At 42.7% G+C, this 26,822-nt stretch carries 25 protein-coding genes; 23 read left to right on the top strand and 2 right to left on the bottom strand.

Going from position 1 to position 26,822, the window contains the following annotated elements; translation table 11 throughout:
* Window positions 1-3 precede the first annotated feature (3 nt).
* The 12 genes from HMPREF9188_RS07320 (at window position 4) to HMPREF9188_RS07265 (ending at window position 14,410) form a co-directional block, all read left to right on the top strand.
* Entirely contained in the window at window positions 4-798 is a 795-nt protein-coding gene (locus HMPREF9188_RS07320) for a DivIVA domain-containing protein (protein WP_001123186.1), read from the top strand.
* Window positions 799-1,051: 253 nt separating this feature from the next.
* The gene (gene ileS / locus HMPREF9188_RS07315; RefSeq protein WP_009730428.1) at window positions 1,052-3,844 is read left to right on the top strand and encodes an isoleucine--tRNA ligase; all 2,793 of its coding nucleotides are present in this window, start codon (window positions 1,052-1,054) and stop codon (window positions 3,842-3,844) included.
* Between the two features lie 325 nt (window positions 3,845-4,169).
* The gene (locus tag HMPREF9188_RS07310) at window positions 4,170-4,550 is read left to right on the top strand and encodes a hypothetical protein (RefSeq protein WP_009730427.1); all 381 of its coding nucleotides are present in this window, start codon (window positions 4,170-4,172) and stop codon (window positions 4,548-4,550) included.
* Between the two features lie 188 nt (window positions 4,551-4,738).
* Window positions 4,739-5,431: a phosphoglycerate mutase gene (locus tag HMPREF9188_RS07305; protein WP_000240120.1), complete on the top strand. Its 693-nt coding sequence runs from the start codon at window positions 4,739-4,741 to the stop codon at window positions 5,429-5,431.
* 118 nt (window positions 5,432-5,549) lie between these two features.
* Window positions 5,550-6,251, top strand: coding sequence for an ABC transporter ATP-binding protein (locus HMPREF9188_RS07300; protein WP_000323386.1), 702 nt, complete (start codon window positions 5,550-5,552; stop codon window positions 6,249-6,251).
* Window positions 6,247-8,955: an ABC transporter permease gene (locus HMPREF9188_RS07295; RefSeq protein ID WP_198006252.1), complete on the top strand. Its 2,709-nt coding sequence runs from the start codon at window positions 6,247-6,249 to the stop codon at window positions 8,953-8,955. Before HMPREF9188_RS07300 ends, HMPREF9188_RS07295 begins: the two co-directional genes overlap by 5 nt.
* 144 nt (window positions 8,956-9,099) lie before the next feature.
* A complete protein-coding gene (gene rpsO, locus HMPREF9188_RS07290; protein ID WP_001018251.1) occupies window positions 9,100-9,369 on the top strand; it encodes a 30S ribosomal protein S15 in 270 nt (89 codons plus the stop codon).
* A 760-nt stretch (window positions 9,370-10,129) separates the two neighbouring features.
* Window positions 10,130-10,741: a CadD family cadmium resistance transporter gene (locus HMPREF9188_RS07285; RefSeq protein WP_009730425.1), complete on the top strand. Its 612-nt coding sequence runs from the start codon at window positions 10,130-10,132 to the stop codon at window positions 10,739-10,741.
* 162 nt (window positions 10,742-10,903) lie between these two features.
* Window positions 10,904-11,950, top strand: coding sequence for a FecCD family ABC transporter permease (locus tag HMPREF9188_RS07280; RefSeq protein WP_009730424.1), 1,047 nt, complete (start codon window positions 10,904-10,906; stop codon window positions 11,948-11,950).
* 1 nt (window position 11,951) lies between these two features.
* Entirely contained in the window at window positions 11,952-12,707 is a 756-nt protein-coding gene (locus tag HMPREF9188_RS07275; RefSeq protein WP_000364118.1) for an ABC transporter ATP-binding protein, read from the top strand.
* A gap of 19 nt (window positions 12,708-12,726) precedes the next feature.
* Window positions 12,727-13,737 (top strand): ABC transporter substrate-binding protein, encoded by a 1,011-nt coding sequence (locus HMPREF9188_RS07270; RefSeq protein WP_009730423.1) that lies wholly within the window; start codon window positions 12,727-12,729, stop codon window positions 13,735-13,737.
* Window positions 13,718-14,410, top strand: a complete 693-nt coding sequence (locus HMPREF9188_RS07265) for an alpha/beta hydrolase-fold protein (protein WP_009730422.1) — start codon at window positions 13,718-13,720, stop codon at window positions 14,408-14,410. The genes HMPREF9188_RS07270 and HMPREF9188_RS07265 overlap by 20 nt, the downstream gene beginning before the upstream one ends.
* Window positions 14,411-14,452: 42 nt before the next feature.
* Here the strand turns inward: HMPREF9188_RS07265 and HMPREF9188_RS07260 are convergent, their stop codons facing one another.
* A complete protein-coding gene (locus tag HMPREF9188_RS07260) occupies window positions 14,453-15,202 on the bottom strand; it encodes a lysophospholipid acyltransferase family protein (RefSeq protein ID WP_009730421.1) in 750 nt (249 codons plus the stop codon).
* A gap of 132 nt (window positions 15,203-15,334) precedes the next feature.
* Here HMPREF9188_RS07260 and HMPREF9188_RS07255 point away from each other — a divergent pair, with 132 nt between their 5' ends.
* The 6 genes from HMPREF9188_RS07255 to HMPREF9188_RS07225 all read left to right on the top strand — a co-directional run bounded on the left by HMPREF9188_RS07255 (window position 15,335) and on the right by HMPREF9188_RS07225 (window position 22,645).
* Window positions 15,335-17,671, top strand: a complete 2,337-nt coding sequence (locus HMPREF9188_RS07255; RefSeq protein WP_009730420.1) for a cation-translocating P-type ATPase — start codon at window positions 15,335-15,337, stop codon at window positions 17,669-17,671.
* Window positions 17,672-17,773: 102 nt separating this feature from the next.
* On the top strand, window positions 17,774-18,451 hold the full coding sequence (locus HMPREF9188_RS07250) for a tRNA (adenine(22)-N(1))-methyltransferase (protein WP_009730419.1): 678 nt from the start codon (window positions 17,774-17,776) through the stop codon (window positions 18,449-18,451).
* Window positions 18,438-19,235 carry a Nif3-like dinuclear metal center hexameric protein gene (locus HMPREF9188_RS07245; RefSeq protein WP_009730418.1) on the top strand — a complete coding sequence of 266 codons (798 nt, stop codon included), beginning with the start codon at window positions 18,438-18,440 and terminating at the stop codon, window positions 19,233-19,235. The genes HMPREF9188_RS07250 and HMPREF9188_RS07245 overlap by 14 nt, the downstream gene beginning before the upstream one ends.
* Window positions 19,236-19,251: 16 nt before the next feature.
* Window positions 19,252-20,355 (top strand): NAD(P)/FAD-dependent oxidoreductase, encoded by a 1,104-nt coding sequence (locus HMPREF9188_RS07240; protein ID WP_000754682.1) that lies wholly within the window; start codon window positions 19,252-19,254, stop codon window positions 20,353-20,355.
* A 303-nt stretch (window positions 20,356-20,658) separates the two neighbouring features.
* Complete coding sequence (galE, locus tag HMPREF9188_RS07230) at window positions 20,659-21,678, top strand: UDP-glucose 4-epimerase GalE (RefSeq protein ID WP_001156516.1); 1,020 nt, start codon at window positions 20,659-20,661, stop codon at window positions 21,676-21,678.
* Window positions 21,679-21,682: 4 nt separating this feature from the next.
* Window positions 21,683-22,645: a glycosyltransferase family 2 protein gene (locus tag HMPREF9188_RS07225; RefSeq protein ID WP_009730417.1), complete on the top strand. Its 963-nt coding sequence runs from the start codon at window positions 21,683-21,685 to the stop codon at window positions 22,643-22,645.
* Between the two features lie 82 nt (window positions 22,646-22,727).
* Here HMPREF9188_RS07225 and HMPREF9188_RS10255 read toward each other — a convergent pair whose 3' ends face one another.
* Window positions 22,728-22,931: a ferredoxin gene (locus HMPREF9188_RS10255; RefSeq protein ID WP_162279337.1), complete on the bottom strand. Its 204-nt coding sequence runs from the start codon at window positions 22,929-22,931 to the stop codon at window positions 22,728-22,730.
* Between the two features lie 45 nt (window positions 22,932-22,976).
* Between HMPREF9188_RS10255 and HMPREF9188_RS07220 the strand changes: the two genes are divergently transcribed.
* The 5 genes from HMPREF9188_RS07220 (at window position 22,977) to yihA (ending at window position 26,822) form a co-directional block, all read left to right on the top strand.
* Window positions 22,977-23,483 carry an SAG1386/EF1546 family surface-associated protein gene (locus HMPREF9188_RS07220; RefSeq protein ID WP_009730416.1) on the top strand — a complete coding sequence of 169 codons (507 nt, stop codon included), beginning with the start codon at window positions 22,977-22,979 and terminating at the stop codon, window positions 23,481-23,483.
* A gap of 9 nt (window positions 23,484-23,492) precedes the next feature.
* A complete protein-coding gene (gene cmk, locus HMPREF9188_RS07215) occupies window positions 23,493-24,167 on the top strand; it encodes a (d)CMP kinase (RefSeq protein WP_009730415.1) in 675 nt (224 codons plus the stop codon).
* 118 nt (window positions 24,168-24,285) lie between these two features.
* Complete coding sequence (locus HMPREF9188_RS07210) at window positions 24,286-24,792, top strand: dihydrofolate reductase (protein ID WP_000162312.1); 507 nt, start codon at window positions 24,286-24,288, stop codon at window positions 24,790-24,792.
* Between the two features lie 201 nt (window positions 24,793-24,993).
* Window positions 24,994-26,226: an ATP-dependent Clp protease ATP-binding subunit ClpX gene (gene clpX / locus HMPREF9188_RS07200; RefSeq protein ID WP_002874765.1), complete on the top strand. Its 1,233-nt coding sequence runs from the start codon at window positions 24,994-24,996 to the stop codon at window positions 26,224-26,226.
* Window positions 26,227-26,234: 8 nt separating this feature from the next.
* Window positions 26,235-26,822 (top strand): ribosome biogenesis GTP-binding protein YihA/YsxC, encoded by a 588-nt coding sequence (yihA, locus tag HMPREF9188_RS07195; protein WP_009730414.1) that lies wholly within the window; start codon window positions 26,235-26,237, stop codon window positions 26,820-26,822.

The following is a 26,822-nucleotide window of genomic DNA, read 5'->3' as shown; positions in this document are numbered from 1 at the left end:
AGTATGCCAATTACATCGTTAGAAATTAAAGATAAAACCTTTGGTACAAGATTTAGAGGTTTTGACCCAGAAGAAGTAGATGAATTTCTTGATATCGTTGTTCGTGACTATGAAGATTTGGTTCGTAGTAATCACGACAAAGAGACACACATCAAGAGTTTGGAAGAACGTTTGTCTTACTTTGATGAGATGAAAGATTCCTTGAGTCAGTCAGTTTTGATTGCTCAAGATACTGCGGAGCGTGTCAAACAAGCTGCTCAAGAACGTTCGAACAATATTATTCAACAAGCTGAACAAGACGCTCAGCGTTTGCTAGAAGAAGCAAAATACAAGGCAAATGAAATTCTCCGTCAGGCAACAGATAATGCTAAGAAAGTGGCTGTTGAGACAGAAGAGTTGAAGAATAAGAGTCGTGTATTCCATCAACGCCTCAAGTCTACGATTGAAAGTCAATTGGCTATTGTTGAGTCATCAGATTGGGAAGATATTCTTCGCCCAACAGCAACGTATCTTCAAACAAGCGATGAAGCCTTTAAAGAAGTGGTGGGTGAAGTTCTTGGTGAAACTATTCCTTCTCAACCAGAGGAAGAGCCAATTGATATGACTCGTCAATTCACACCAGAAGAGGTTGCTGAGTTGCAAGCTCGTATCGAGGCTGGAAATAAAGAATTGGCTGAGTTTGAAGCCCAACAAAATCAACATACAGATGAAAGTGAACAACATGAAGAGTCAGTTGACGTAGAAACTACTGCAGCAACTGAGGAAGATGCAAACAAAGAATCTGTTCTTATCCTATAAAAGTAAATGTGAGAACAAAGTCTAACCAACTATATTTTCAGCGAGCGGGAGATGGTGTGAGCCCTGCAATCCCTAGTCGTTAGATTATCCTCTCAACGAATCCAGTCTGAAAACAGTAAGACTGGACGTTCCCCACGTTACGGGAAAAGAGGAAAAGAGACACTGTCTTTTTTCGAACAAAGGTGGTACCACGATTTTCGTCCTTTTTGGAAGTCGTGGTTTTTAATTTGTTAATATTTATAAAGGAGATACCATGAAACTCAAAGATACCCTTAACCTTGGGAAAACAGCTTTCCCAATGCGTGCAGGACTTCCTACCAAAGAGCCACTCTGGCAAAAGGAATGGGAAGATGCAAAACTTTACCAACGTCGTCAAGAATTGAACCAAGGAAAACCGCATTTCACCTTGCATGATGGACCTCCATATGCAAACGGAAATATCCACGTTGGACATGCCATGAACAAGATTTCCAAAGATATTATTGTTCGTTCTAAGTCTATGTCAGGATTTTACGCTCCTTATATTCCTGGTTGGGATACACATGGTTTGCCAATCGAGCAAGTCTTGGCAAAACAAGGCGTGAAACGTAAAGAAATGGACTTGGTTGAGTACTTGAAACTTTGTCGTGACTATGCTCTTTCTCAAGTAGATAAACAACGAGAAGACTTTAAACGTTTGGGTGTTTCTGGTGACTGGGAAAATCCTTATGTGACCTTGACTCCAGACTATGAAGCGGCTCAAATCCGTGTCTTTGGTGAAATGGCTAAGAAAGGCTACATCTACCGTGGTGCCAAGCCGGTTTACTGGTCATGGTCATCTGAGTCAGCTCTTGCAGAAGCGGAAATTGAATACCATGACTTGCTTTCAACTTCCCTTTACTATGCTAACCGCGTCAAAGATGGCAAAGGTGTCCTAGATACAGATACTTATATCGTCGTATGGACAACTACACCATTTACTATCACAGCATCTCGTGGTTTGACAGTTGGAGCAGATATTGATTATGTATTGGTACAACCAGCTGGCGAATCTCGTAAGTTTGTGGTTGCTTCAGAATTACTGAATAGTCTTTCTGAGAAATTTGGCTGGGCTGATGTTCAGGTCTTGGCGACCTACCGTGGTCAAGAATTGAATAAAATTGTGACAGCTCACCCATGGGATACGGCTGTAGATGAGTTGGTGATCCTCGGTGACCACGTTACGACTGACTCTGGTACTGGTATCGTCCATACAGCTCCTGGTTTTGGTGAGGACGACTACAATGTCGGTGTTGCTAACGGCCTTGAAGTTGCTGTAACAGTTAACGAACGCGGTATTATGATGGCCAATGCTGGCTCTGACTTTGAAGGTCAATTCTATGACAAGGTTGTACCAACTGTTATCGAAAAACTGGGCGATTTGCTCCTTGCCCAAGAAGAAATCTCTCACTCATATCCATTTGACTGGCGTACGAAAAAACCAATCATCTGGCGTGCAGTACCACAATGGTTTGCCTCTGTATCTAAATTCCGCCAAGAAATCTTGGATGAAATTGAAAAAGTGAAATTCCACTCAGAATGGGGTAAAGTTCGTCTTTACAACATGATTCGCGACCGTGGCGACTGGGTTATCTCTCGTCAACGTGCTTGGGGAGTTCCACTTCCTATCTTCTATGCTGAAGACGGAACACCAATCATGACAGCTGAAACGATCGAGCACGTGGCTCAACTCTTTGAGGAACACGGTTCTATCATCTGGTGGGAACGTGATGCCAAAGACCTCTTGCCAGAAGGATTCACCCATCCAGGTTCACCAAATGGCGAGTTCAAGAAAGAAACAGATATCATGGACGTTTGGTTTGACTCAGGTTCATCATGGAATGGGGTTGTAGTAAACCGTCCTGAGTTGACTTACCCAGCAGACCTTTATCTTGAAGGTTCTGACCAGTATCGTGGTTGGTTCAACTCTTCACTCATTACATCTGTTGCCAACCATGGCGTAGCGCCATACAAACAAATCTTATCACAAGGATTTGCCCTTGACGGTAAAGGTGAAAAGATGTCTAAATCTCTTGGGAATACCATTGCTCCAAGTGATGTTGAAAAACAATTTGGTGCGGAAATCTTGCGTCTCTGGGTGACAAGTGTTGACTCAAGCAACGACGTGCGTATCTCTATGGATATCTTGAGTCAAGTCTCTGAAACTTACCGTAAGATCCGTAACACACTTCGCTTCTTGATTGCCAATACATCTGACTTTAACCCAGCTCAAGACGCAGTGGCTTACGATGAGCTTCGTTCTGTTGATAAGTACATGACCATTCGCTTTAACCAGCTTGTGAAGACCATTCGTGATGCTTATGCTGACTTTGAATTCTTGACCATCTACAAGGCCTTGGTAAACTTTATCAACGTTGACTTGTCAGCCTTCTACCTTGATTTTGCGAAAGATGTTGTCTACATCGAAGGTGCCAAATCACTCGAACGCCGTCAAATGCAAACAGTCTTCTATGACATTCTTGTGAAAATCACCAAACTCTTGACACCAATTCTGCCTCACACTGCGGAAGAAATCTGGTCCTATCTTGAGTTTGAAGCTGAAGACTTCGTTCAATTGTCAGAATTACCAGAAGCTCAAACCTTTGCCAACCAAGAAGAAATCTTGGATACATGGGTAGCCTTCATGGACTTCCGTGGACAGGCTCAAAAAGCCTTGGAAGAAGCTCGTAATGCAAAAGTAATCGGTAAATCACTTGAAGCCCACCTGACAGTTTATCCAAATGAAGTGGTGAAAACTCTTCTTGGAGCATTGGATAGCAATGTAGCTCAACTTTTGATCGTGTCAGAATTGACTATTGCAGAAGGACCAGCTCCAGAAGGCGCAGTTAGCTTTGAGGATGTAGCCTTCACAGTTGAACGCGCTGCAGGTGAAGTATGTGACCGCTGCCGTCGTATCGATCCAACTACTGCTGAACGTAGCTACCACGCAGTTATCTGTGACCACTGTGCAAGTATCGTAGAAGAAGACTTTGCAGATGCAGTCGCAGAAGGATTTGAAGCGAAATAATCAGAATAGACTGAGAAAGGTCGTTAAATCATAAAAAACGCATAATATCAAGAGTTTAAGTGCTTTGATATTATGCGTTTTATCATGGGAAAATTTACTAGTCCATTTCTTCAAATGAAGTTCTTCCTGGCCTGTCCGTGTAGATAATTACATAATCAACTATTCAGTTTTCTCATAATTTTATATTTCTACTAATTATAAAGAGACTATAGAACTTAAAATTATTTTTTGAAAATCAATATTTATTATAAAATTTTATAAGATTGTTTAATTTTTAGATAAATTATGATAGAATAATACCTATAAAAATTTTAAGGAGATTATTATGAAAACAAATACACTTGCTCGTGTTAACGCTATTTTTGGTCTTATTTCAGGAATTGTATTGCTTTTAGCGCCAGTCATCATGTTTATCATGGCTATTGGAGCTGCTGCGGCAACTGAAGACGCAGATGTAACGGTTGGGACATTGACAGGGCTCTCAATTATTTTGTCATTGGTTAAAATTGCTGTTTTAGTATTGGGAATTGTGGCTATTGTTTATTATAAAGATGATGAACGTGTTACGAATGCACCTTCTGTTTTGCTCATTGTAGGTGGTGCGGTCGGCTTGATTCCATTTTTGGGATGGGTAGGTGGAATTCTAACCATTATTGGTGGTTCACTTTACTTTGGAACATTGAAAAAATTTGTAATTGAAGAGTAGTAGTTTTCCAATTATTTGGACGGGACTATTTCATCGTCTATCGAGAACAATTATGATAGTGTGATAAAGAGAAGACTGATAAGCTCTTCTCTTTTTAGTTGATTTTAACTAGCTTTTTTGTGAAAAATTGTGTAAAATAGAATAGATAAACGAGGGAAACCTCGAAAAATAAAAGGAGAATCCATCTAATGGTAAAATTGGTTTTTGCTCGCCACGGTGAGTCTGAATGGAACAAAGCTAACCTTTTCACTGGTTGGGCTGATGTTGATTTGTCTGATAAAGGAACACAACAAGCGATTGACGCTGGTAAATTGATCAAGGAAGCTGGTATCGAATTTGACCAAGCTTACACTTCAGTATTGAAACGTGCGATTAAAACAACAAATTTGGCTCTTGAAGCTGCTGACCAACTCTGGGTTCCAGTTGAAAAATCATGGCGCTTGAACGAACGTCACTACGGTGGTTTGACTGGTAAAAACAAAGCTGAAGCTGCTGAACAATTTGGTGATGAGCAAGTTCATATCTGGCGCCGTTCATACGATGTATTGCCTCCTGCAATGCCTCATGATGACGAATACTCAGCACATACTGACCGTCGTTACGCTTCACTTGACGATTCAGTCATTCCAGATGCTGAAAACTTGAAAGTGACTTTGGAACGTGCCCTTCCATTCTGGGAAGATAAAATCGCTCCAGCACTTAAAGATGGTAAAAACGTATTCGTAGGAGCTCACGGTAACTCAATCCGTGCCCTTGTAAAACACATCAAACACTTGTCAGATGATGAAATCATGGGTGTAGAAATCCCTAACTTCCCACCATTGGTATTCGAATTCGACGAAAAATTGAACGTCGTAAAAGAATACTATCTTGGAAAATAATCTATAAACAGAAAGCCTAGGATTCCTAGGCTTTTTGTTTTTGCTTCTGGTTTCCAACTAGTTGAAAAAGCGTTATAATGATAATAGGAAGTAATTTGTTTGAGAGAAGGTGTGTCTGATGGCTTATATTGAGATGAAACACAGCTACAAGCGTTACCAGGTTGGGGATACAGAGATTGTGGCTAATCGTGATGTGAATTTTGAAATTGAAAAAGGGGAGCTGGTTATCATACTTGGCGCTTCAGGTGCTGGAAAATCAACCGTTCTCAATCTTTTAGGAGGTATGGATACCAATGATGAGGGGGAGATTTGGATTGATGGTGCCAATATTGCCAACTATAGTTCGCACCAACGAACAAACTATCGTCGTGAAGATGTAGGCTTTGTTTTTCAATTTTACAATCTGGTCTCCAATCTGACAGCCAAGGAAAATGTGGAACTGGCTTCAGAAATCGTGACAGATGCCTTGGATCCAGAGCAAGTGCTCAAAGATGTAGGTCTGGCTCATCGCCTGAATAACTTTCCAGCCCAGCTTTCTGGAGGGGAGCAACAGCGAGTCTCCATTGCACGTGCTGTAGCCAAAAATCCTAAAATCCTCCTTTGTGATGAACCGACGGGTGCCTTGGATTACCAGACGGGGAAGCAAGTCTTGAAGATTCTCCAAGACATGTCTCGTCAAAAAGGAGCAACGGTGATTATCGTAACCCACAATGGCGCGCTAGCCCCTATTGCAGATCGGGTGATTCATATGCGCGATGCCACGGTTAAGAGCATGACGGTCAATGAGCATCCGCAGGATATCGATACATTGGAGTATTAGCATGAAAAAAACGTATCGGAAAGACCTATTTCAGTCAGTGACGGCTTCAAAGGGACGCTTTGTTTCTATCCTGACCTTGATGATGCTGGGTTCTTTAGCCCTTATTGGTCTCAAAGTGGCCAGTCCAAATATGGAACGTACGGCAGGGGATTATCTCCGTAAAGCCAATACCCTAGATCTGGCAGTGATAGCTGATTATGGCTTGGACAAAGAAGACCAAGACGAATTAAAGGCCCTTCAAGGAGCAAGTGTTGAGTTTGGTTATATGGCAGACCTAACCGTTGAAAATAGTGAAGAAGCGGTTCGACTTTATTCCAAGCCAGAGGGGATTTCAACCTTCCAAGTGACAGAAGGGCGACTGCCAGAGGCTGATGAGGAAATTGCCCTAGCCGACTTCTGGAAAGGCCGCTATCAGATTGGGCAGACCATTACCTTTACTAAGAAAGAAGAAGGGAAGTCCGTCCTAAAATCCCAAACTTTTACAATTACTGGATTTGTTCAGTCGGGTGAGATGCTTTCTCAAAAAGACTTAGGGAGTGCTAGCAGTGGAAATGGAAGCTTGGCTGGCTATGGAGTGATTTTGCCCAGCCAGTTTGATTCAGATGTTTATAGTATTGCGCGTGTGCGCTATGATGATTTAAAAAATCTGGATGCTTTTTCATCAGACTATAAGACCAAACGAACCCAACATCAGGAAGAGTTGCAAGATTTACTAGCCGATAATGGTCAAAAAAGATTGGCAGGTATCAAAGCAAATGGGCAAAAGAGCTTGGAAGAGGGGAAAGAACAGCTCCAAACTGCTGAAAGCAACTTTCAAAATGGCAATAGTCAGTTAGAGCAGGCTGAAAGTCGCTTGAAAACCCAAGAAGAACAAGCGACCGCTTTACCAGAACCGCAAAAGAGTCAAATCGAGGGACAGCTGATAAAAGCAAAGGAAGAACTGGCGACTCAAAAAGAAAAACTGGCTCAGACAGAGAGTAATCTAGCCAAGGAAAAAGAGAAGCTTGAACAGCGTCAGAAAGAGCTTGATGAACTGGCAGAGCCGAAATATCACATATACAATCGCCAAACCATGCCAGGGGGTCAAGGCTATCTCATGTACAGTAACGCTTCAGCAAGCATTCGTTCTGTCGGGAATATCTTCCCCGTGGTGCTTTATATGGTCGCTGCAATGGTGACCTTTACAACTATGACTCGCTTTGTGGATGAAGAACGTACCAATGCCGGTATTTTCAAGGCCCTAGGTTACCGGAATCAAGATATAATTGCCAAGTTTGTCCTCTATGGTTTTCTTGCAGGAACTGTAGGAACCATTTTAGGAACGCTTCTAGGACATTATCTCCTTGCAGGCGTGATTTCGGATGTTATAACAGCTGGGATGGTTGTTGGTAAAAGTCAGGAGTATTTTTACTGGTCTTATAGCGTCCTTGCCCTAACCTTAAGTTGGGTATCCAGTGTTTTGCCGGCTTATTTGGTGGCACGGAGGGAACTACACGATGAAGCAGCCCAACTCTTACTTCCAAAACCTCCCGTTAAGGGATCAAAGATTTTGCTGGAGCGCCTGAGCTTTATTTGGAGTCGTTTGAGTTTTACTCATAAGGTTACGGCGCGAAATATTTTCCGTTATAAGCAACGGATGTTGATGACCATTTTTGGAGTTGCAGGTTCGGTGGCTCTCTTATTTGCAGGTCTTGGCATTCAGTCTTCTGTAGGAGGAGTTGTCGAGCGTCAATTTGAACAAATCCAGCAATACCAGATGATTGTAGCGGAAAAGAGCAGTGCGACGGAGCAAGAAAAAGCAGATCTGGAAAGTGCCTTGCAGGCTGAATCTATCCATGCTTACCAAAAGATTTATTCTAAATCCATTGAAAAAGATTTTAAAGGAAAAGCAGGACTTCAAACCATCACCATGATGGTTACTAGTGGAGAAGACTTCAAGCCCTTTATCGCATTAGAGGAAAATGGCCAAGAGGTGGAGATTACTGATGGAGCGGTCGTGAGTCAAAAACTAGCTCAACTAGCAAATGTTAAGGTTGGGGACGAGCTGGAGCTTGATGGGAAGGAAATCAGGGTCGCGGCTATTTCTGAAAACTATGTTGGACACTTTGTTTATCTCAACCGAGCAACTTACGAACAAGTCTACGGCACCAGTCCACAAGACAATACCTACCTAGTAAAATTAAAAGAGCCAACACCATCAAATACGGAGAAAGAAGCTGCTACCTTCATGGAAAAAACTGCTGTTTCTGGGGTGGTCCAAAATGCGACTGCCATCCATCTCTTTGAATCCGTGGCTAGTTCGCTCAATAAAACCATGGCAATCCTTGTCCTTGTTTCCGTTTTACTAGCCATTGTTATTCTCTACAATCTCACTAACATCAATGTTGCAGAACGTATCCGTGAACTTTCGACTATCAAGGTTCTCGGTTTCCACAATAAAGAAGTGACCCTCTATATCTACCGCGAGACCATGGTGCTATCCCTTGTGGGAATTGCTCTCGGTTTGGTAGCTGGCCACTATTTACATCAATTTTTGATTCAAATGATTTCACCAGCCACCATACTCTTCTATCCTCAGGTCAGCTGGGAAGTTTATGCGCTTCCAATCGTAGCAGTGACTGTGATTTTGGCTTTACTGGGCGTCTTTGTCAATCACCACTTGAGAAAAGTAGATATGCTCGAAGCCCTGAAATCAGTAGAGTAATTCAAGGGTCTAAACAGTAAATCAGTTGACAAAGTCTCTGCTTCTTGGTAGAATAAGAACTGTCGTAAAGACAAATAACTTCTTCTTGGTTGCAGGCATGCCAACCTGTCACTCGGATGAAGCCAAATAAAAAGGAGAAACATCATGGCAATCTCAAAAGAGAAAAAAAATGAAATCATCGCACAATATGCACGTCACGAAGGTGATACAGGTTCAGTAGAGGTTCAAGTTGCTGTCCTTACTTGGGAAATCAACCACCTTAACGAACACATCAAACAACACAAAAAAGACCACGCTACTTACCGTGGATTGATGAAAAAAATCGGTCGCCGTCGTAACTTGCTTGCATACTTGCGTAAGAACGACGTTAACCGTTACCGTGAGTTAATCAACTCTCTAGGACTTCGTCGCTAATCTTGCGTCTAAAACGTTTCTATACTTCGTTGCCTTCGCCTCGTTGCCTAGTCTATAAACGTTTTATCCAGCAAGAATTATGATGCTAAGGGCGCCAAAAATCCGTATGAAAATAGGGAAACGAGACAGTGTTCGATGAACACAAGGAGTTTCATCTTTTTCGCTAGGATTTTAGCCCAAGCTCAAATCAGCTCTCTGATATTCAGAGAGCTTTTTACTTTTGTCACCTTACCTCGATATACTCAAGTATAATCTTTGGTTACGGTTCCTAGCACTGTAAGGTAAAATAAACCAGATCATCTCCCTTCGGGGAGATTTTTTTGTTTTACTAAAAATTTTGTACAATCTTCGGCTTGCCGTCTAGTCTATAAACGTTTTATCCAACAAGATTGAAGCTCTCTGATATTCAGAGGGCTTTTTTATTGAGGTTTTATCGGTCATAATTTTGGAGACTACAAAAACCTCAAATAGTATCAGCTAATGACACCATGAAGGTGCGCAGTTACTCGGCTTTTCAAGCCGAGTAACTGTCTGCAAGCCCCCTCGGAGAGCCCACACTTTACGAAGTAAAGTATAGTATGTTATACTTTACATGGAAGTAGTCACCGAATTCCAGTTAGAAATTACTTTGTAACTACGTTTTGAGGAGGAGTAAAATGCTTTCCTACGTTCGACATTACCCACTAGCGATAGCTAAATTAATGTGTCTGTGCTCTCCTAAAATCTGCTGATTTATTACTGACTAATACAGGAGGTTTTTATGGGACAGACAATCATATCTGCTATTGGTGTTTATATTTCCACCAGTATCGATTATTTAATTATTTTAATTATTTTATTTGCACAGCTATCACAGAATAAACAGAAATGGCATATTTATGCGGGGCAATATCTAGGAATAGGCTTACTTGTAGGGGCGAGTTTAGTTGCTGCTTATGTCGTTAATTTCGTTCCTGAAGAATGGATGGTTGGATTGCTTGGTTTAATCCCTATCTATTTAGGGATTCGCTTTGCAATTGTTGGAGAAGGTGAGGAAGAAGAGGAAGAAATTATTGAAAGATTAGAACAAAGCAAGGCAAATCAACTGTTTTGGACAGTTACATTGCTGACAATTGCGTCTGGCGGAGATAATTTAGGTATCTATATACCTTATTTTGCTTCGTTAGATTGGTCACAGACCCTCGTGGCGTTGCTTGTGTTTGTAATCGGCATAATTATCTTTTGCGAGATTAGTCGGATGTTATCCTCTATTCCGTTAATATTCGAGACAATTGAAAAATACGAGCGAATCATTGTGCCCTTAGTATTCATTCTACTTGGACTATACATCATGTATGAAAATGGCACGATAGAGACTTTTCTGACCGTGTAGATTTTTTTGTTTCACTAGGATTTTAGTCCGAGCTCAAATCAGCTCTCTGATTTTCAGAGGGCTTTTTCTATATATGTCCCTATCCTTGTTCATCTAATAGAAATATGGTATACTTTTTTATGAGAATTTTCTAAATTTTTAATTTTGTTTAAGGAGGTTTTCATGCTTTCCAAATTTTCTGGAAGCCGACAAGATTTGCAATTTGTGTTGTTTTTGGTTATTTTGCTAGGTATTTTAGGGATTTCACTTTTTCTAGCTGTTTCTATGGGATCCGTAGCGATTGACTTAGGAGATACCTATCGGATCATTTTGAGTAGATTGGGATTTCCTCTTGAGATAGGAGAGGTTTCCAAGTCCACTCTTGCCATTGTATGGAACATGAGATTCCCCCGAGTATTGTTAGGTCTGATAGTAGGGGCTGGACTTTCTATGTGTGGTAGCGTGATGCAGTCTACAGTGAACAATCCCATCGCAGAGCCTTATGTCTTAGGAATTTCTGCGGGTGCAACTTTGGGTGCAACCTTGAGCATCATTCTTGGTTTAAAATTGGTGATTAGCCTTGGAGCTTTTCTTGGAGCTATTTTGGCAACAATTGCTGTCCTTATCATTGCCTCTATGCAGGGCAGGATGACGACTTCTAGTCTGATCTTATCAGGAACGGTGGTCAATGCTCTCTTTCTGGCATTTTCCAACTTTATTATCTCAGTTGGCGCTAATGCGGACAGTGTGATGACCATTAAGTTTTGGACCATGGGTTCGCTTGCCGGAACTAACTGGTCTGACTTAGTCCTGCCAACTATAGTAGTAGGATTGGCATTTCTATTTTTCGCTACCCAGTATCGTGTTTTTAATGCGATGATGATGGGAGATGAGGCTACTTTAACTTTGGGAATTCCCTTACGCTTCTATTGGTATCTTTACGTGACCGTGGTGGCTGTGCTGACAGCTGTCTTGGTGGCTACTTGTGGGATTATTGGATTTGTTGGACTGATTACTCCTCACTTAGCTCGAGGGTTAGTGGGAACGAATTACAGGAGGCTTTTTCCTATTGCGACCATACTTGGTTCCCTCTTTGTGGTCTGGGCAGATGTACTCTCCCGTATCATCATTCCAAATGCTGAGTTGCCTATTGGTATTTTCACAGCCTTAGTAGGTGCTCCCTTCTTTATCTACATTGTTGGAGGTAGGCGAAGGGAGGTGAGGGCCTGATATGGACTTGATTTGTCAGGATGTTCACTTTGGACTAGGAGAGAAAAAAATCTTAAAAGGAGTTTCTCTTAAGGTTGAGGGGCATCAATTTCACACGATACTAGGACCAAATGGAAGTGGAAAAACCAGTCTGCTTAAACTCCTCTATCGTCAGGAAAAGGCGGACAAAGGCTTGATAAGACTAGATGGAAAGCCACTGGAGCATTGGTCACTCAAAGAAACAGCCAAGCAAATGGCAGTTGTCACCCAGTTTAATCAATTGCAGTTTGATTGTACAGTTGAGGAAATCGTCTTGCTGGGAAGAACTCCCCACCTCTCTTTTTTACAGAAGGAAAAGGAAAGAGATTATGCCCTCGTTCAAGATGCTCTCGTCAAGGTGGATATGCTTGAGAAGAAAACTCGTCTCTATTCGTCTCTGTCAGGGGGGGAGAAACAACGAGTCTTATTAGCCCGCGCCTTAGCGCAAGAACCGACTCTCTTGCTCCTGGACGAACCAACCAATCACCTGGATATCAAGTATCAGCTAGACTTGTTGGCCATTGTGAAGAATCTCAATATCAATGTTCTAGCTGTCCTACATGATATTCAACTTGCTTGTCGCTATTCGGATTATCTCTATCTGATGAAAGAGGGAGAAATCCTTTACCAAGGGACTCCAAAAGAGACCATCACCCCTGAGTCATTGCAAACTGTATACGGAGTTCAAAGTCAGGTTACTTGGACCGAGGATCAGCAAGCTATGATTCACTATTTATAAGAATGAAAAGGAAAACAAGATGAAAAAAACACTAAGCATTTTACTCGTAACAGTAGCTACCCTAACCATGGCGGCTTGTGGAAATACTACTACAGAAAAAACTACCACACAGTCTAGCACAGAAACAAGTCAAAAAGCCAGCACAGAGACGACTTATCCGTTAACGGTCAAGACCTATGATGCTAAGGGAAATGAAGTCGAACAAGTCTTTGACAAGGCACCTGAAAAAGTTATCACCAACAATCTGTCAACCACTGAAATCTTATTGGAGTTAGGCTTGAAGGATAAAATTGCTGGCATGCTTAACCCTGATAATGCTGTGACGGACAAATACAAGGACGCGATTGCGACTATTCCTCAAATCGGTGATAAAAAAACAGTCTCACAAGAGACAGTCCTTTCTTATGAACCGGACGCAGTAATGGGTCGAAACATGATGTTTTCTGAAAAATCCTTGGGAACAGTTAGCACTTGGAATGAAAACAAAATCCCAGTCTATACGCAAAAAGCTTCTCTTTCAACGATTCAGCAAGATTTGGGAAATATTGTAGAAGATGTTAAAAATCTTGGAATGATTTTCAATGTTCAGGACAAGGCTAATGAATACGCAACCCAATTACAAGCTAAAATTGACGCTGTTAAGAAAGCAAACCCAGCAAGCCAAGGTGAAAAGAAAAAGGCTTTGATTATGGTTGCTTATAATGACGAAACCTTCGGTGCTTACAAGTCTGCTTTGCAAGAGAGCTTGTTGAATCAACTTGGTTATACCAACGTTGCAACGGGAACATCAGGCTTGACCTTGGAAAATCTCGTGTCAATGGATCCTGAGTTGATTATCTATGTGACCAGCGACCGCAATAAAAAATTGGATGCCAATGCAGTAGAGTTGATGAAGGCAAATGAAGTTTTAGAAAACGTTCCTGCAATTAAGAATCAAAAAATCATGACCATTTCTTACGATGAGTTGATGGACTATGGTCCAGCAGTGATTGATTCCCTTGAGAAAATCAATGACTTTATCAATAAATAATGAGTTTGATTGGGAAGGGATCCAAGTCAAGGTCAGCCTTCCTTCGACTTATGATCCCAATCAAACCTATCCAGCGATTCTCTTGAATGATGGAAACTTGGATTTCCTATCCTCCCTTTCAGAATCTGTGATTTTAGTGGGCTTGACCTCTAAAAATCGCCTAGACGACTACACTCCCTGGAAGGCAGCTGCTCTGAGAGATGGAGCTCAAGATTTTGGCGGTCAGGCAAACGCCTATCATGGTCATTTATTTGGTAGTCTTTTAGAAAAGTTGCAGGCGCTTTATCGCCTGGACAAAAATCGCCTTGCCTATGGAGGTTACTCACTAGGTGGTTTGGCGGCAGTATACAGTCTTTTCCGTTTTGATAAGGTCTCCTGTATCTTCTCTATCTGCGGTTCCTTTTGGTATCCTGATTTTACGACTTATTGCAGGGAAGAAAAGGTGAAAAATTTGGACTGTTTACTGTATTTACAGAATGGCCAAACAGAAGGAGCTAATCATACCAATCGCTTGGCTCAAGCACCAGTCTATGCTGCGCAGATCCATACCAGTCTTCAGAAACGCTATCCGAATGGTCAGTTTGTCTTTGATCCCTATGGGCATCATGAACAAGTAGCTGAACGATTCCTAGCCTTTTCCAACTGGTTGGCCCAAAAATGGAAAATTGAATAAAAGAAATATCCCTTGGCAAAAGCCAAGGGATAATTGTATTTTTTAACCAAGAGCTTCTCTCTTCTTATCTGGATTCCAGATAAAGTTTGCGACGAAAGTAAAGATAATCGTTAGGATACCAACAATCACAGCAAGAATGAGGGCAGGGATGCGGACAAACCACCAGAGTGGGTTTGGTTTTTTATCATTGTGCCATTGCTTGGTTTCCTCGTCCAAACGTTGGAATTCTGCTTGGATACGGTCTGCAACCATTTCGATTCCTTCATCATTCATTTTCTTGATGTCTGAGATATCGATAGGATTTCCAAAGTTCATATCCACACGTTCACGGCTAACCAAGCCTTTCAAGGTCATGGGACCGATGTAGGTAACCGGCATGATACGGACCTTGGCCATTTTGGCAATCAAGGCTACGCCCCCCTTGACATCATTTGAGTGACGGCTCCCGCTTGGGAACATGATGAGAGAACGGTCGCTTTTTTTGAGGACGTTGATAGGGTATTTGATAGCAGAAGCGCTAGGTTTTTCCCGGTCGATAGGGAAGGCGCCACACATACGAATCCACCAGCCAAAGATACGGTTGTTAAAAAGCTCTTTTTTGGCCATAAAGATGAACTGTTTTGGCTTGGTTGCAAAGGCCATGTAAACAGGATCCCACCAGGTACGATGAGGAGCGACGAGGATATAGTTTTCATCTTGACTAGGGATTTTATCAGTATTGTGATAGTGGGCATTGCCGTTGATGGACCACAAGATCAGCATGACTAGTCCACGCAAATAAGTATAAAACATGAGATCTCCTTCAATTGTATTGCTTTTATTATTATACCTTATCAAAAGACTGCTGGCAAACTTTTTCAGTTATCAGCCAACAGTTTTAGATGGGATTAGAATTCTTTAAAAAAAAATGATATGATAGAATTTATGGATAAAAATAAGATTATGGGATTAACCCAAAGAGAAGTCAAGGAAAGACAGGCTCAAGGTTTGGTCAATGACTTTACCGCATCAGCCAGTACCAGTACTTGGCAAATCATCAAACGAAATGTTTTTACACTTTTTAACGCGTTGAACTTTGCCATTGCCTTGGCGCTAGCTTTTGTGCAGGCTTGGAGCAATTTGGTCTTCTTTGCTGTTATCTGCTTTAACGCTTTTTCTGGGATTGTGACCGAGCTACGGGCCAAACACATGGTGGACAAGCTTAATCTCATGACCAAGGAAAAGGTCAAAATCATCCGTGATGGCCAGGAAATTGCCATCAATCCAGAAGAATTAGTACTGGGTGATGTTATTCGTCTGTCGGCTGGAGAGCAGATTCCTAGTGATGCGCGGGTTTTAGAAGGCTTTGCGGAAGTCAATGAAGCTATGTTGACGGGTGAGAGTGATTTGGTGCAAAAAGAAGTGGATGCCTTGCTTTTATCAGGGAGTTTCCTAGCCAGTGGCGCAGTTTTGGCTCAAGTTCACCATGTCGGGGCAGACAACTATGCTTCAAAACTCATGCTGGAAGCTAAGACAGTGAAACCGATCAACTCCCGTATCATGAAATCGCTGGACAAGCTAGCTGGTTTTACTGGGAAGATCATCATTCCCTTTGGTCTAGCTCTCCTGCTAGAAGCCTTGATGTTAAAAGGCTTGCCCCTCAAGTCATCCGTTGTAAATTCGTCAACAGCCCTTTTGGGAATGTTGCCCAAGGGAATCGCCCTTTTGACCATTACTTCGCTCTTGACTGCGGTGATCAAGCTGGGCTTGAAAAAGGTTTTAGTGCAGGAGATGTACTCTGTTGAGACCTTGGCGCGTGTGGATATGCTCTGTCTGGACAAAACGGGGACCATTACCCAAGGAAAGATGCAGGTGGAGGCGGTTCTTCCTCTGACGGAAACGTATGGTGAAGAGGCTATTACTAACATTCTGACCAGCTATATATCTCATAGTGAGGATAAAAATCCAACAGCCCAGGCTATTCGCCAGCGTTTCCAAGGTCAGGTAGCTTATCCCATGCTTTCCAATCTTCCTTTCTCTAGCGACCGCAAGTGGGGAGCTATGGAGTTGGAAGGGCTAGGGACAGTTTTCTTAGGTGCACCTGAGATGTTGCTGGAAAATGAAGTCCCTGAAGCTAGAGAGGCCTTGGAGCGAGGTTCTCGTGTCTTGGTCTTGGCTCTCAGTCAGGAAAAACTAGACCACCACAAGCCACAAAAACCATCTGATATTCAGGCTCTAGCCTTGCTGGAAATCTTGGACCCGATTCGAGAAGGAGCAGCTGAGACGCTAGACTATCTCCGTTCTCAGGAAGTGGGCCTCAAGATTATCTCTGGTGACAATCCGGTCACTGTGTCCAGCATTGCCCAGAAGGCTGGCTTTGCAGACTATCACAGCTATGTAGATTGCTCAAAAATCACGGATGAGGAATTGATTGCCATGGCTGAAGAAACAGCTATTTTCGGACGTGTTTCCCCTCATCAAAAGAAACTCATCATCCAAACGCTGAAAAAAGTAGGGCATACAACAGCAATGACAGGGGACGGAGTCAATGATATCCTGGCCCTTCGTGAGGCGGATTGTTCTATCGTGATGGCTGAAGGAGATCCGGCGACGCGTCAGATTGCTAATCTGGTTCTCTTGAACTCAGACTTTAATGATGTTCCTGAGATTCTCTTTGAAGGCCGTCGCGTGGTCAATAACATCGCTCATATCGCACCGATTTTCTTGATTAAGACCATCTATTCCTTCCTGTTAGCGGTGATTTGTATCGCCAGTGTTCTTCTGGGACGGTCTGAGTGGATCTTGATTTTCCCTTTCATCCCGATCCAGATTACCATGATCGACCAATTCGTGGAAGGTTTCCCACCATTCGTTCTGACTTTTGAGCGAAATATCAAACCTGTTGAGCCAAATTTCCTCAGAAGATCCATGCTTCGTGCCCTACCAAGTGCCCTTATGGTCGTCTTCAGCGTTCTTTTTGTGAAAATATTTGGAGCGAGTCAAGGTTGGTCTGAGTTAGAAATGTCAACTCTCCTCTATTATCTCCTTGGGTCTATCGGTTTCTTATCCGTATTTAGAGCCTGCATGCCATTTACCCTCTGGCGTGTTCTCTTGATTGTTTGGTCAGTAGGAGGTTTCCTAGCTACAGCTCTCTTCCCAAGGATCCAGAAATTGCTTGAAATTTCGACACTCACAGGACAAACGTTGCCTGTTTATGGGGCTATGATGTTGGTCTTTACGGTGATTTTCATCTTGACAAGTCGTTACCAAGCCAGAAAATAAAGAAAGACTGCAATCTGTGGATTGCGGTCTTTTTTAGGTGCAAGATTGCTAGCCGAAATATGGTATAATAAGAGGTAATAGAGTTTTGGAAAGTGAGAGAAGATGATTTCAAAGAGATTAGAATTGGTGGCTTCCTTTGTGCCACAGGGGGCCATTTTACTAGATGTGGGGAGTGACCATGCTTATCTACCTATCGATTTGGTCGAAAGAGGCCAAATTAAAAGTGCCATTGCAGGTGAGGTTGTGGAAGGACCCTATCAGTCTGCGGTCAAAAATGTTGAAGCTCACGGCCTAAATGAGAAAATCCAAGTCCGTTTAGCCAATGGCTTGGCAGCCTTTGAAGAGACTGACCAAGTGTCAGTCATCACCATTGCAGGTATGGGTGGTCGTTTGATTGCTACCATATTGCAAGAAGGTTTGGAAAAGCTAGCTAATGTAGAGCGTTTAATCCTCCAGCCCAATAATCGTGAAGACGACTTGCGTATCTGGTTGCAAGATAACGATTTTCAGATTGTGGCAGAAAGCATCCTAGAAGAAGCAGGCAAGTTTTATGAAATTCTAGTTGTGGAAGCAGGACAAATGAAGTTATCTGCCAGTGATGTTCGCTTTGGTCCCTTCTTGTCCAAAGAAGTCAGCCCAGTCTTTATCAAAAAATGGCAAAAAGAAGCTACTAAGCTAGAATTTGCCCTCGGACAAATCCCAGAAAAAAATCTGGTGGAACGTCAAGTTCTTGTAGATAAAATTCAAGCCATCAAGGAGGTTCTCCATGCTAGCAAGTGAAGTGATTAACGCGTATGAAGGCTTTTGCCCTCAGGAATTTTCAATGGAGGGAGACAGTCGTGGCCTGCAAATCGGAACTCTAGACAAGGATATCCAAAGGGTCATGGTTGCTCTGGATATTCGTGAAGAGACAGTGGCAGAGGCCATTGAAAAGGGTGTGGATTTGATTATCGCCAAGCACGCGCCGATTTTCCGTCCCATCAAGGATTTGGTAGCTAGCCGTCCACAAAATCAGATTTACATTGATTTGATTAAGCATGATATCGCAGTTTATGTCAGCCATACTAATATTGATATCGTTGATAATGGCCTAAATGACTGGTTCTGCCAGATGCTAGGTATCAAGGAGACGACTTATCTTCAGGAAACAGGTCCAGAACGTGGGATTGGGCGTATTGGTGACATTCAACCTCAAACATATGAAGAATTTGCCAGTCATGTCAAACATGTTTTTGGTCTAGATAGTCTTCGCATGGTGCATTATCAAGAGAGTGATTTGCAGAAGCCTATTTCAAGAGTAGCCATCTGTGGTGGTAGTGGGCAGTCTTTCTATCCTGATGCTTTAGCAAAGGGGGCAGATGTCTATATCACTGGTGATATCTATTACCACACAGCTCAGGATATGTTGTCAGATGGCTTGTTGGCATTGGACCCAGGCCACTATATAGAAGTGCTTTTTGTGGAAAGAATCGTAGCACTTTTTACTCAATGGAAGGAAGAGAAAGACTGGGGCATTGATATCTTGCCTAGTCAGGAATCGACAAACCCTTTCCACCATATCTAGTTAGAAGGTGAAGACAATGAAAAAAGTTGCCATTATTGGAGCAGGGATTGTGGGGGCAACAGTTGCCTACTACCTCTCGAAAGAAAGTGACCTTGAGGTAACCGTCTTTGACCATGGGCAGGGACAGGCTACCAAGGCAGCAGCGGGAATTATCAGTCCTTGGTTTTCAAAACGACGTAATAAAGCTTGGTACAAGATGGCACGCTTGGGGGCTGACTTTTATGTGGATTTGTTGGCTGATTTAGAAAAGTCTGGTCAGGAAATCGACTTTTACCAACGCTCAGGAGTTTTTCTCTTGAAAAAGGACGAATCCAAGTTGAAAGAACTCTATGAGCTAGCCCTTCAGCGCAGGGAAGAATCTCCCTTGATAGGCCAGTTAGCTATTCTGGACCAAGCGTCTGCAAATGAATTATTCCCTGGTTTGCAGGGATTTGACCACTTGCTCTATGCTTCTGGTGGGGCGAGAGTAGATGGCCACCTCTTAGTGACTCGTTTACTAGAAGCCAGTCAGGTCAAGTTGGTCAAAGAAAAAGTGAGTCTGATACCTTTAGCATCCGGCTATCAGATTGGCGAAGAGGTGTTTGAACGGGTTATTTTGGCGACAGGAGCTTGGTTGGGGGACATTTTGGAGCCTTTAGGATATGAGGTAGATGTTCGTCCCCAAAAGGGGCAACTCCGAGATTATCAACTCTCCGAAGATCTAGAATCATACCCTGTTGTCATGCCAGAAGGGGAGTGGGATTTGATTCCTTTTGCAGGTGGGAAATTGTCCTTAGGCGCTACTCATGAAAATGACATGGGATTTGATTTGACGGTAGATGAAACCTTGCTCCAACAAATGGAGGATGCGGCCTTGCCTCACTATCCAGCCTTAGCTAAAGCGACTTCCAGAGCTGAGCGTGTGGGAATCCGTGCCTATACTCGTGATTTCTCACCTTTCTTTGGGCAAGTACCTGGTTTAGCAGGTGTCTATGCGGCTAGTGGTCTAGGTTCATCAGGCCTCACAACCGGCCCTATCATTGGTTATCATTTAGCTCAACTGATCCAAGACAAGGAATTGACTCTGGACCCAGTAAACTATCCAATTGAAAACTATGTCAAACGAGTAAAAAGCGAATAATACTCAATGAAAATCAAAGAGCAAACTAGGAAGCTAGCCGCAGGCTGCTCAAAGCACGGCTTTGAGGTTGTAGATAGAACTGACGAAGTCAGCTCAAAACACTGTTTTGAGGTTGTGGATAGAACTGACGAAGTCAGTAACCATACCAATCCACGGCAAGGTGAAGCTGACGTTGTTTGAAGAGATTTTCGAAGAGTATAAGCATTTTACTGAAATTTTAGTCTCCCCTCTAGGATGGCAAATGACATTCCCTATCAAAAATGGTAAAATAAGAAAAAATAATTCGAGAATCGAGGAAAAAAGATGCAAGAAAAAATTTTGGTAACGGGTGGTGCTGGTTTTATCGGAACCCACACTGTTATTGAGTTGATCCAAGCGGGTCATCAAGTTGTTGTAGTGGATAATCTTGTCAATAGCAATCGTAAAAGTATAGAAGTTGTTGAGAGAATTACAGGGGTTGAAGTGCCTTTCTATGAGGCAGATATCCGTGATACAGATACTCTCAGAGATATTTTCAAGCAGGAAGAACCGACTGGTGTGATTCACTTTGCGGGCTTAAAGGCTGTTGGCGAATCAACCCGTATCCCTCTTGCCTACTATGACAACAATATCGCTGGAACTCTTAGTCTTTTAAAAGTTATGGAAGAAGCAAACTGTAAGAATATCATCTTCAGTTCTTCTGCGACAGTATATGGAGATCCTCACACAGTTCCAATCTTAGAAGATTTCCCACTTTCAGTGACCAATCCGTATGGTCGTACCAAACTCATGCTAGAAGAAATCTTGACCGATATCTACAAAGCAGACTCAGAATGGAATGTGGTCTTGCTTCGTTACTTTAACCCAATCGGAGCACATGAGAGTGGAGATTTAGGAGAAAATCCAAACGGTATTCCAAACAATCTCTTACCATATGTGACTCAGGTAGCTGTTGGAAAATTAGAGCAAGTGCAAGTCTTCGGAGACGATTACGATACGGAAGATGGAACTGGTGTCCGTGACTATATCCACGTTGTTGACTTGGCTAAAGGTCACGTTGCAGCTCTTCAAAAAATCCAAAAAGGGTCTGGCCTTAACATTTATAACCTTGGAACAGGCAAGGGCTACTCTGTTCTTGAAATTATTCAAAATATGGAAAAAGCAGTGGGACGTCCTATTCCTTACCGCATCGTAGAACGCCGCCCAGGAGACATCGCTGCCTGCTATTCAGATCCTGCAAAAGCCAAAGCAGAACTCGGCTGGGAAGCAGAATTTGATATCACGAAAATGTGTGAAGACGCATGGCGTTGGCAAAGTAAGCATCCAAACGGATTTGAAGATTAAGATAATGATTTCGATCATTGTCCCCTGTTTAAATGAAGAGGAAGTACTTCCTCTTTTTTATCAGTCTGTTGAAGATTTGCTTCCTGACCTGGGAGCAGAGGTCGAGTATGTCTTTATAGACGATGGCTCAAGCGATGGGACCTTAGCTCTTTTGAAGGCTTATCGGGAGCAAAATCCTGCGGTGCATTATATCTCTTTCTCGAGAAATTTTGGGAAGGAGGCAGCTCTGTACGCAGGTTTACAGTATGCGACTGGGGACCTGGTGGTCGTGATGGATGCAGACCTCCAGGATCCTCCTAGCATGCTACTTGAGATGAAAGCCTTACTAGACCAGAATGCTGACTTGGACTGTGTTGGGACACGGAGAACCAGTCGGGAGGGAGAACCCCTATTTCGCAGTTTCTGTGCTGATCTTTTTTATCGCCTCATGCAAAAAATCAGCCCAGTAGCTCTGCCCTCAGGCGTCCGTGATTTCCGGATGATGAGAAGGTCTGTGGTAGATGCTATTTTAACCCTGACTGAATCCAATCGTTTTTCTAAGGGACTCTTTGCCTGGGTGGGCTTTAAAACGCACTATCTTGATTATCCAAACGTTGAACGACAGGCTGGCAAGACCAGTTGGAGTTTTAGGCAACTCTTTTTCTACTCGATTGAAGGGATTCTCAACTTTTCAGATTTCCCCTTGAGTATAGCCTTTGTAGCTGGACTCCTATCTTGTTTTATTTCTTTTATGATGACTGTTTTTGTAGTGTTTCGGACCCTTATCTTGGGAAATCCAACATCTGGCTGGACCTCTCTGATGGCCGTCATTCTCTTTCTTGGAGGGATTCAACTCCTGACTATTGGGATTCTAGGCAAGTATATCAGTAAGATTTACCTGGAAACCAAAAAAAGACCACTCTATCTCATCAAAGAAAAAAGTGATCTTTCTATTTTTGAAGGAAAAAATAACCGGAAAAGACTATAATTTTACCTAGAAATATGCTAAACTAGTAGGTGAAGGGATTAAAGTGATAAAGAGAATCTACAAAATCAATCTCCCTTTTAAACTATGATGGATCTTTTAGAAGTGCACGTGTAGGACAATTTTTGATGGCCTCCAGAACATCGCTGGTCTCAGCGATTTCTCTTTGCAATTCAACTGGATCATCGCAAAATCGAACGATTCCATTATCATGGTAATCAAAGAGTTCAGAATAGGTTTGGCAAAGCCCGCAGGCGATGCACCGTTCAGGTATAAGTGTGAGTTTCATATTTATATTGTAATAAGAAAGTTTAAAAAATACAAGGAGTAAGGTATGGCAAAGGAACCATGGCAAGAAGATATCTATGAAAATAGTGAGGAAGAATCAAGATCAGAGCGTCGTCGCCGTAAACAAAAAGGAAAAGGCGCTGTTGCGAATCGTGTCTTAACAGTTCTAGCTAGCCTCTTCTTTGTGATCGTTGTAGCGATGGTGGTTGTATTGATTTACTTATCAACCGGAGGAAGCAATCGTACTTCATCTTTGAAGGACTTCTATGATACATCGTCTCCTTCTACAAGTTCAAGTTCTAAAGTAGAAGCATCGTCATCTTCAAGTAGCAAGGTAGAGGAAACATCTTCTTCTGAAACAACTCCTTCAGAGAGCAGTTCGGAAGAACATACAGAAGGAGAAGGAACACTCACTGTGCATCCTGGAGAGGGTGAGGCAGCTCTTGCTCAACGTGCAGGGATTTCCATTGCTCAATTAGAAGCCCTAAATCCTACTCACATGTCATCTGGATCTTGGTTTGCCAACCCAGGTGATGTGATTAAGACAAGATAGGAGTCGGGAATGAAGACAATTCAAATTGCTATTGATGGTCCAGCTTCCAGTGGTAAGAGTACGGTTGCAAAGATTGTCGCTAAAGATTTTGGTTACACTTATCTCGATACGGGCGCTATGTACCGTGCTGCGACTTATATAGCGCTTAAGCACCAGTTGGATGCAGGAAATGTAGACCAACTTCTTGAGCTTCTTAACCAACACCCCATTAGTTTTGGACGTTCAGAAACAGGCGAACAACTTGTTTTTGTAGGGGATGTGGATATCACTCATCCTATTCGTGAAAATGAAGTGACCAACAAGGTTTCAAGCATCGCTGCCATTCCTGAGGTGCGTGAGAAACTGGTTTCGCTCCAGCAAGAGATTGCTCAGCAAGGTGGTATCGTCATGGATGGGCGTGATATCGGGACAGTTGTTTTACCACGAGCTGAACTCAAGATTTTCCTAGTGGCCTCTGTTGAAGAAAGAGCAGAGCGTCGTTACAAGGAAAATATTGCTAAAGGGATTGAAACTGACCTGGAAACGTTGAAAGAGGAAATTGCGGCACGTGACTACAAGGATAGTCATCGTGAAACCTCACCTCTCAAACAGGCTGAGGATGCAGTTTACCTTGACACAACTGGACTGAGTATCCAGGAAGTGGTCGAAAAAATCGAATCAGAAGCCAAAAAATATATGTCCTAGGGACGAGAGGAGCAGGCTAAATGAAGCCTGCTCCTTTTCTCTCTTTTGCGCGCGTTTCAAAACAGCCTTTTTGGGAGAATTTTGATAAAATAGTATTATCAATAAAAAGGACGGAAGCATGACAAAGAAAATCATAGCCATTTGGGCCCAAGATGAAAAAGGTGTGATTGGGAAAGAAAATCGTCTCCCTTGGCATTTGCCAGCAGAGTTGCAACATTTTAAGGAAACAACTTTAAATCATGCTATACTGATGGGACGAGTGACCTTTGATGGTATGGGACGTCGTCTGCTTCCAAAACGGCAAACCCTGATTTTAACGCGAAATAGCGAAGAAGTCATAGATGGGGCGCTCGTATTTCAAGATGTGGAGTCTGTTTTAGCGTGGTATCAGAGTCAGGAAAAAAATCTCTATATCATTGGCGGAAAGCAGATTTTTCAGGCTTTTGAGCCTTATTTAGATGAAATCATCGTGACACAGATTCATGCTCAGGTGGAGGGAGATACCTATTTCCCTGAGGAGTTTGACTTGTCTCGTTTTGAGACGGTTGCAAGCAAATCTTATACCCGAGATGAGAAAAACGACTATGATTTTACCATCGAATACCGAGATAGAAAGGAAGTCTAATGGAGCGCAGTATATTTGGATTTTTTACAGCTTTTTTGTGTGTGATCTGTATTTTGACTGGAGCACAGGCTTTTCGTAAGAAGCGCTATGGACTGTCTGCCTTACTCTGGTTGAATGCTTTTACCAATCTGGTCAACAGTGTCCACGCTTTTTATATGACCTTATTTTAGATAGAATGATAAATTAGAATGGAAGGAAATCATGCCTACAAATAGGAAAAATGATATGATGGTTTATTGCTCATTTTGTGGCAAAAGCCAAGAAGAAGTAAAGAAAATAATCGCTGGGAACAACGCTTTTATCTGTAATGAATGTGTGGAGTTGGCCCAGGAAATCATTCGGGAGGAGTTGGCCGAGGAAGTTTTGGCAGACTTGTCTGAAGTACCAAAACCAATCGAACTCCTCAATATCTTAAACCACTATGTGATTGGTCAGGATCGTGCCAAACGTGCCTTGGCAGTGGCTGTATACAATCACTATAAACGCATCAATTTCCACGATACGCGTGAAGAGTCAGAAGATGTGGATTTGCAGAAGTCAAATATCCTGATGATTGGCCCAACTGGTTCAGGGAAAACTTTCTTGGCTCAGACCTTGGCTAAGAGCTTGAACGTGCCTTTCGCTATTGCAGATGCGACAGCTCTGACTGAGGCTGGTTATGTGGGTGAGGACGTGGAAAATATCCTCCTCAAACTTTTGCAGGCTGCTGACTTTAACATCGAACGTGCAGAACGTGGGATTATCTACGTAGATGAAATTGACAAAATTGCCAAGAAGAGCGAGAATGTGTCTATCACACGTGACGTTTCGGGCGAAGGGGTACAACAAGCCCTTCTCAAGATTATCGAGGGAACTGTCGCTAGCGTGCCACCTCAAGGAGGACGCAAACATCCACAACAAGAGATGATTCAGGTGGATACTAAAAATATCCTCTTTATCGTGGGTGGTGCTTTTGATGGCATCGAAGAAATCGTTAAACAACGTCTGGGAGAAAAAGTCATCGGTTTTGGGCAAAATAACAAGGCGATTGACGAAAACAGCTCCTACATGCAAGAAATCATCGCAGAAGACATTCAAAAATTCGGTATTATCCCTGAGTTGATTGGACGCTTGCCTGTCTTTGCTGCTCTTGAGCAATTGACGGTTGATGACTTGGTTCGCATCTTGAAAGAACCAAGAAATGCCTTGGTCAAACAATACCAAACCTTGCTTTCTTATGATGACGTTGAGTTGGAATTTGACGATGAAGCCCTTCAAGAGATTGCCAATAAGGCTATAGAGCGTAAAACTGGTGCGCGTGGTCTTCGATCTATCATAGAAGAAACCATGCTAGACGTTATGTTTGAAGTGCCAAGTCAAGAAAATGTGAAATTGGTCCGCATCACGAAAGAAGCTGTCGATGGAACAGAAAAACCAATCCTGGAAACAGCCTAGAGGTGACTATGGAAATCAATACACACAATGCTGAAATCTTGCTTAGTGCGGCAAACAAGTCCCACTATCCGCAGGATGACTTGCCAGAGATCGCCCTTGCAGGTCGTTCAAATGTTGGCAAGTCTAGCTTTATCAACACCATGTTGAACCGCAAGAATCTGGCCCGTACATCAGGAAAACCTGGGAAAACCCAGCTGCTCAACTTCTTTAACATTGATGACAAGATGCGTTTTGTGGATGTACCAGGTTATGGGTATGCCCGCGTTTCCAAAAAGGAACGTGAAAAGTGGGGGCGCATGATTGAGGAGTACCTGACGACTCGGGAAAACCTCCGTGCCGTGGTCAGTCTGGTGGATCTCCGTCATGACCCGTCAGCAGATGATGTGCAGATGTACGAATTTCTCAAGTATTATGAGATTCCGGTTATCATCGTTGCGACTAAGGCAGATAAGATTCCTCGTGGTAAGTGGAATAAGCACGAATCAGCAATCAAAAAGAAATTAAACTTTGACCCAAGTGACAACTTCATCCTCTTTTCATCTGTCAGCAAAGCAGGGATGGATCAGGCTTGGGATGCAATATTAGAAAAATTGTGA

The sequence above is a fragment of the Streptococcus sp. F0441 genome (assembly GCF_000314775.2).
Lineage (GTDB): Bacteria > Bacillota > Bacilli > Lactobacillales > Streptococcaceae > Streptococcus.
This window is presented reverse-complemented; position numbering and strand designations above follow the sequence as displayed.

What these genes read in the sequence shown, in the direction of transcription:
- cmk (WP_009730415.1), top strand. Translation starts at nt 23,493, where the DNA reads ATGAAGACAATTCAAATTGCTATTGATGGTCCAGCTTCCAGTGGTAAG.
- yihA (WP_009730414.1), top strand. Translation starts at nt 26,235, where the DNA reads ATGGAAATCAATACACACAATGCTGAAATCTTGCTTAGTGCGGCAAAC.
- HMPREF9188_RS07320 (WP_001123186.1), top strand. Translation starts at nt 4, where the DNA reads ATGCCAATTACATCGTTAGAAATTAAAGATAAAACCTTTGGTACAAGA.
- HMPREF9188_RS07310 (WP_009730427.1), top strand. Translation starts at nt 4,170, where the DNA reads ATGAAAACAAATACACTTGCTCGTGTTAACGCTATTTTTGGTCTTATT.
- HMPREF9188_RS07220 (WP_009730416.1), top strand. Translation starts at nt 22,977, where the DNA reads ATGGCAAAGGAACCATGGCAAGAAGATATCTATGAAAATAGTGAGGAA.
- rpsO (WP_001018251.1), top strand. Translation starts at nt 9,100, where the DNA reads ATGGCAATCTCAAAAGAGAAAAAAAATGAAATCATCGCACAATATGCA.
- HMPREF9188_RS07265 (WP_009730422.1), top strand. Translation starts at nt 13,718, where the DNA reads ATGACTTTATCAATAAATAATGAGTTTGATTGGGAAGGGATCCAAGTC.
- galE (WP_001156516.1), top strand. Translation starts at nt 20,659, where the DNA reads ATGCAAGAAAAAATTTTGGTAACGGGTGGTGCTGGTTTTATCGGAACC.
- HMPREF9188_RS07260 (WP_009730421.1), bottom strand. Translation starts at nt 15,202, where the DNA reads ATGTTTTATACTTATTTGCGTGGACTAGTCATGCTGATCTTGTGGTCC.
- HMPREF9188_RS10255 (WP_162279337.1), bottom strand. Translation starts at nt 22,931, where the DNA reads ATGAAACTCACACTTATACCTGAACGGTGCATCGCCTGCGGGCTTTGC.
- HMPREF9188_RS07240 (WP_000754682.1), top strand. Translation starts at nt 19,252, where the DNA reads ATGAAAAAAGTTGCCATTATTGGAGCAGGGATTGTGGGGGCAACAGTT.
- HMPREF9188_RS07305 (WP_000240120.1), top strand. Translation starts at nt 4,739, where the DNA reads ATGGTAAAATTGGTTTTTGCTCGCCACGGTGAGTCTGAATGGAACAAA.
- ileS (WP_009730428.1), top strand. Translation starts at nt 1,052, where the DNA reads ATGAAACTCAAAGATACCCTTAACCTTGGGAAAACAGCTTTCCCAATG.
- clpX (WP_002874765.1), top strand. Translation starts at nt 24,994, where the DNA reads ATGCCTACAAATAGGAAAAATGATATGATGGTTTATTGCTCATTTTGT.
- HMPREF9188_RS07210 (WP_000162312.1), top strand. Translation starts at nt 24,286, where the DNA reads ATGACAAAGAAAATCATAGCCATTTGGGCCCAAGATGAAAAAGGTGTG.
- HMPREF9188_RS07245 (WP_009730418.1), top strand. Translation starts at nt 18,438, where the DNA reads ATGCTAGCAAGTGAAGTGATTAACGCGTATGAAGGCTTTTGCCCTCAG.
- HMPREF9188_RS07270 (WP_009730423.1), top strand. Translation starts at nt 12,727, where the DNA reads ATGAAAAAAACACTAAGCATTTTACTCGTAACAGTAGCTACCCTAACC.
- HMPREF9188_RS07250 (WP_009730419.1), top strand. Translation starts at nt 17,774, where the DNA reads ATGATTTCAAAGAGATTAGAATTGGTGGCTTCCTTTGTGCCACAGGGG.
- HMPREF9188_RS07255 (WP_009730420.1), top strand. Translation starts at nt 15,335, where the DNA reads ATGGATAAAAATAAGATTATGGGATTAACCCAAAGAGAAGTCAAGGAA.
- HMPREF9188_RS07285 (WP_009730425.1), top strand. Translation starts at nt 10,130, where the DNA reads ATGGGACAGACAATCATATCTGCTATTGGTGTTTATATTTCCACCAGT.
- HMPREF9188_RS07300 (WP_000323386.1), top strand. Translation starts at nt 5,550, where the DNA reads ATGGCTTATATTGAGATGAAACACAGCTACAAGCGTTACCAGGTTGGG.
- HMPREF9188_RS07280 (WP_009730424.1), top strand. Translation starts at nt 10,904, where the DNA reads ATGCTTTCCAAATTTTCTGGAAGCCGACAAGATTTGCAATTTGTGTTG.
- HMPREF9188_RS07225 (WP_009730417.1), top strand. Translation starts at nt 21,683, where the DNA reads ATGATTTCGATCATTGTCCCCTGTTTAAATGAAGAGGAAGTACTTCCT.
- HMPREF9188_RS07275 (WP_000364118.1), top strand. Translation starts at nt 11,952, where the DNA reads ATGGACTTGATTTGTCAGGATGTTCACTTTGGACTAGGAGAGAAAAAA.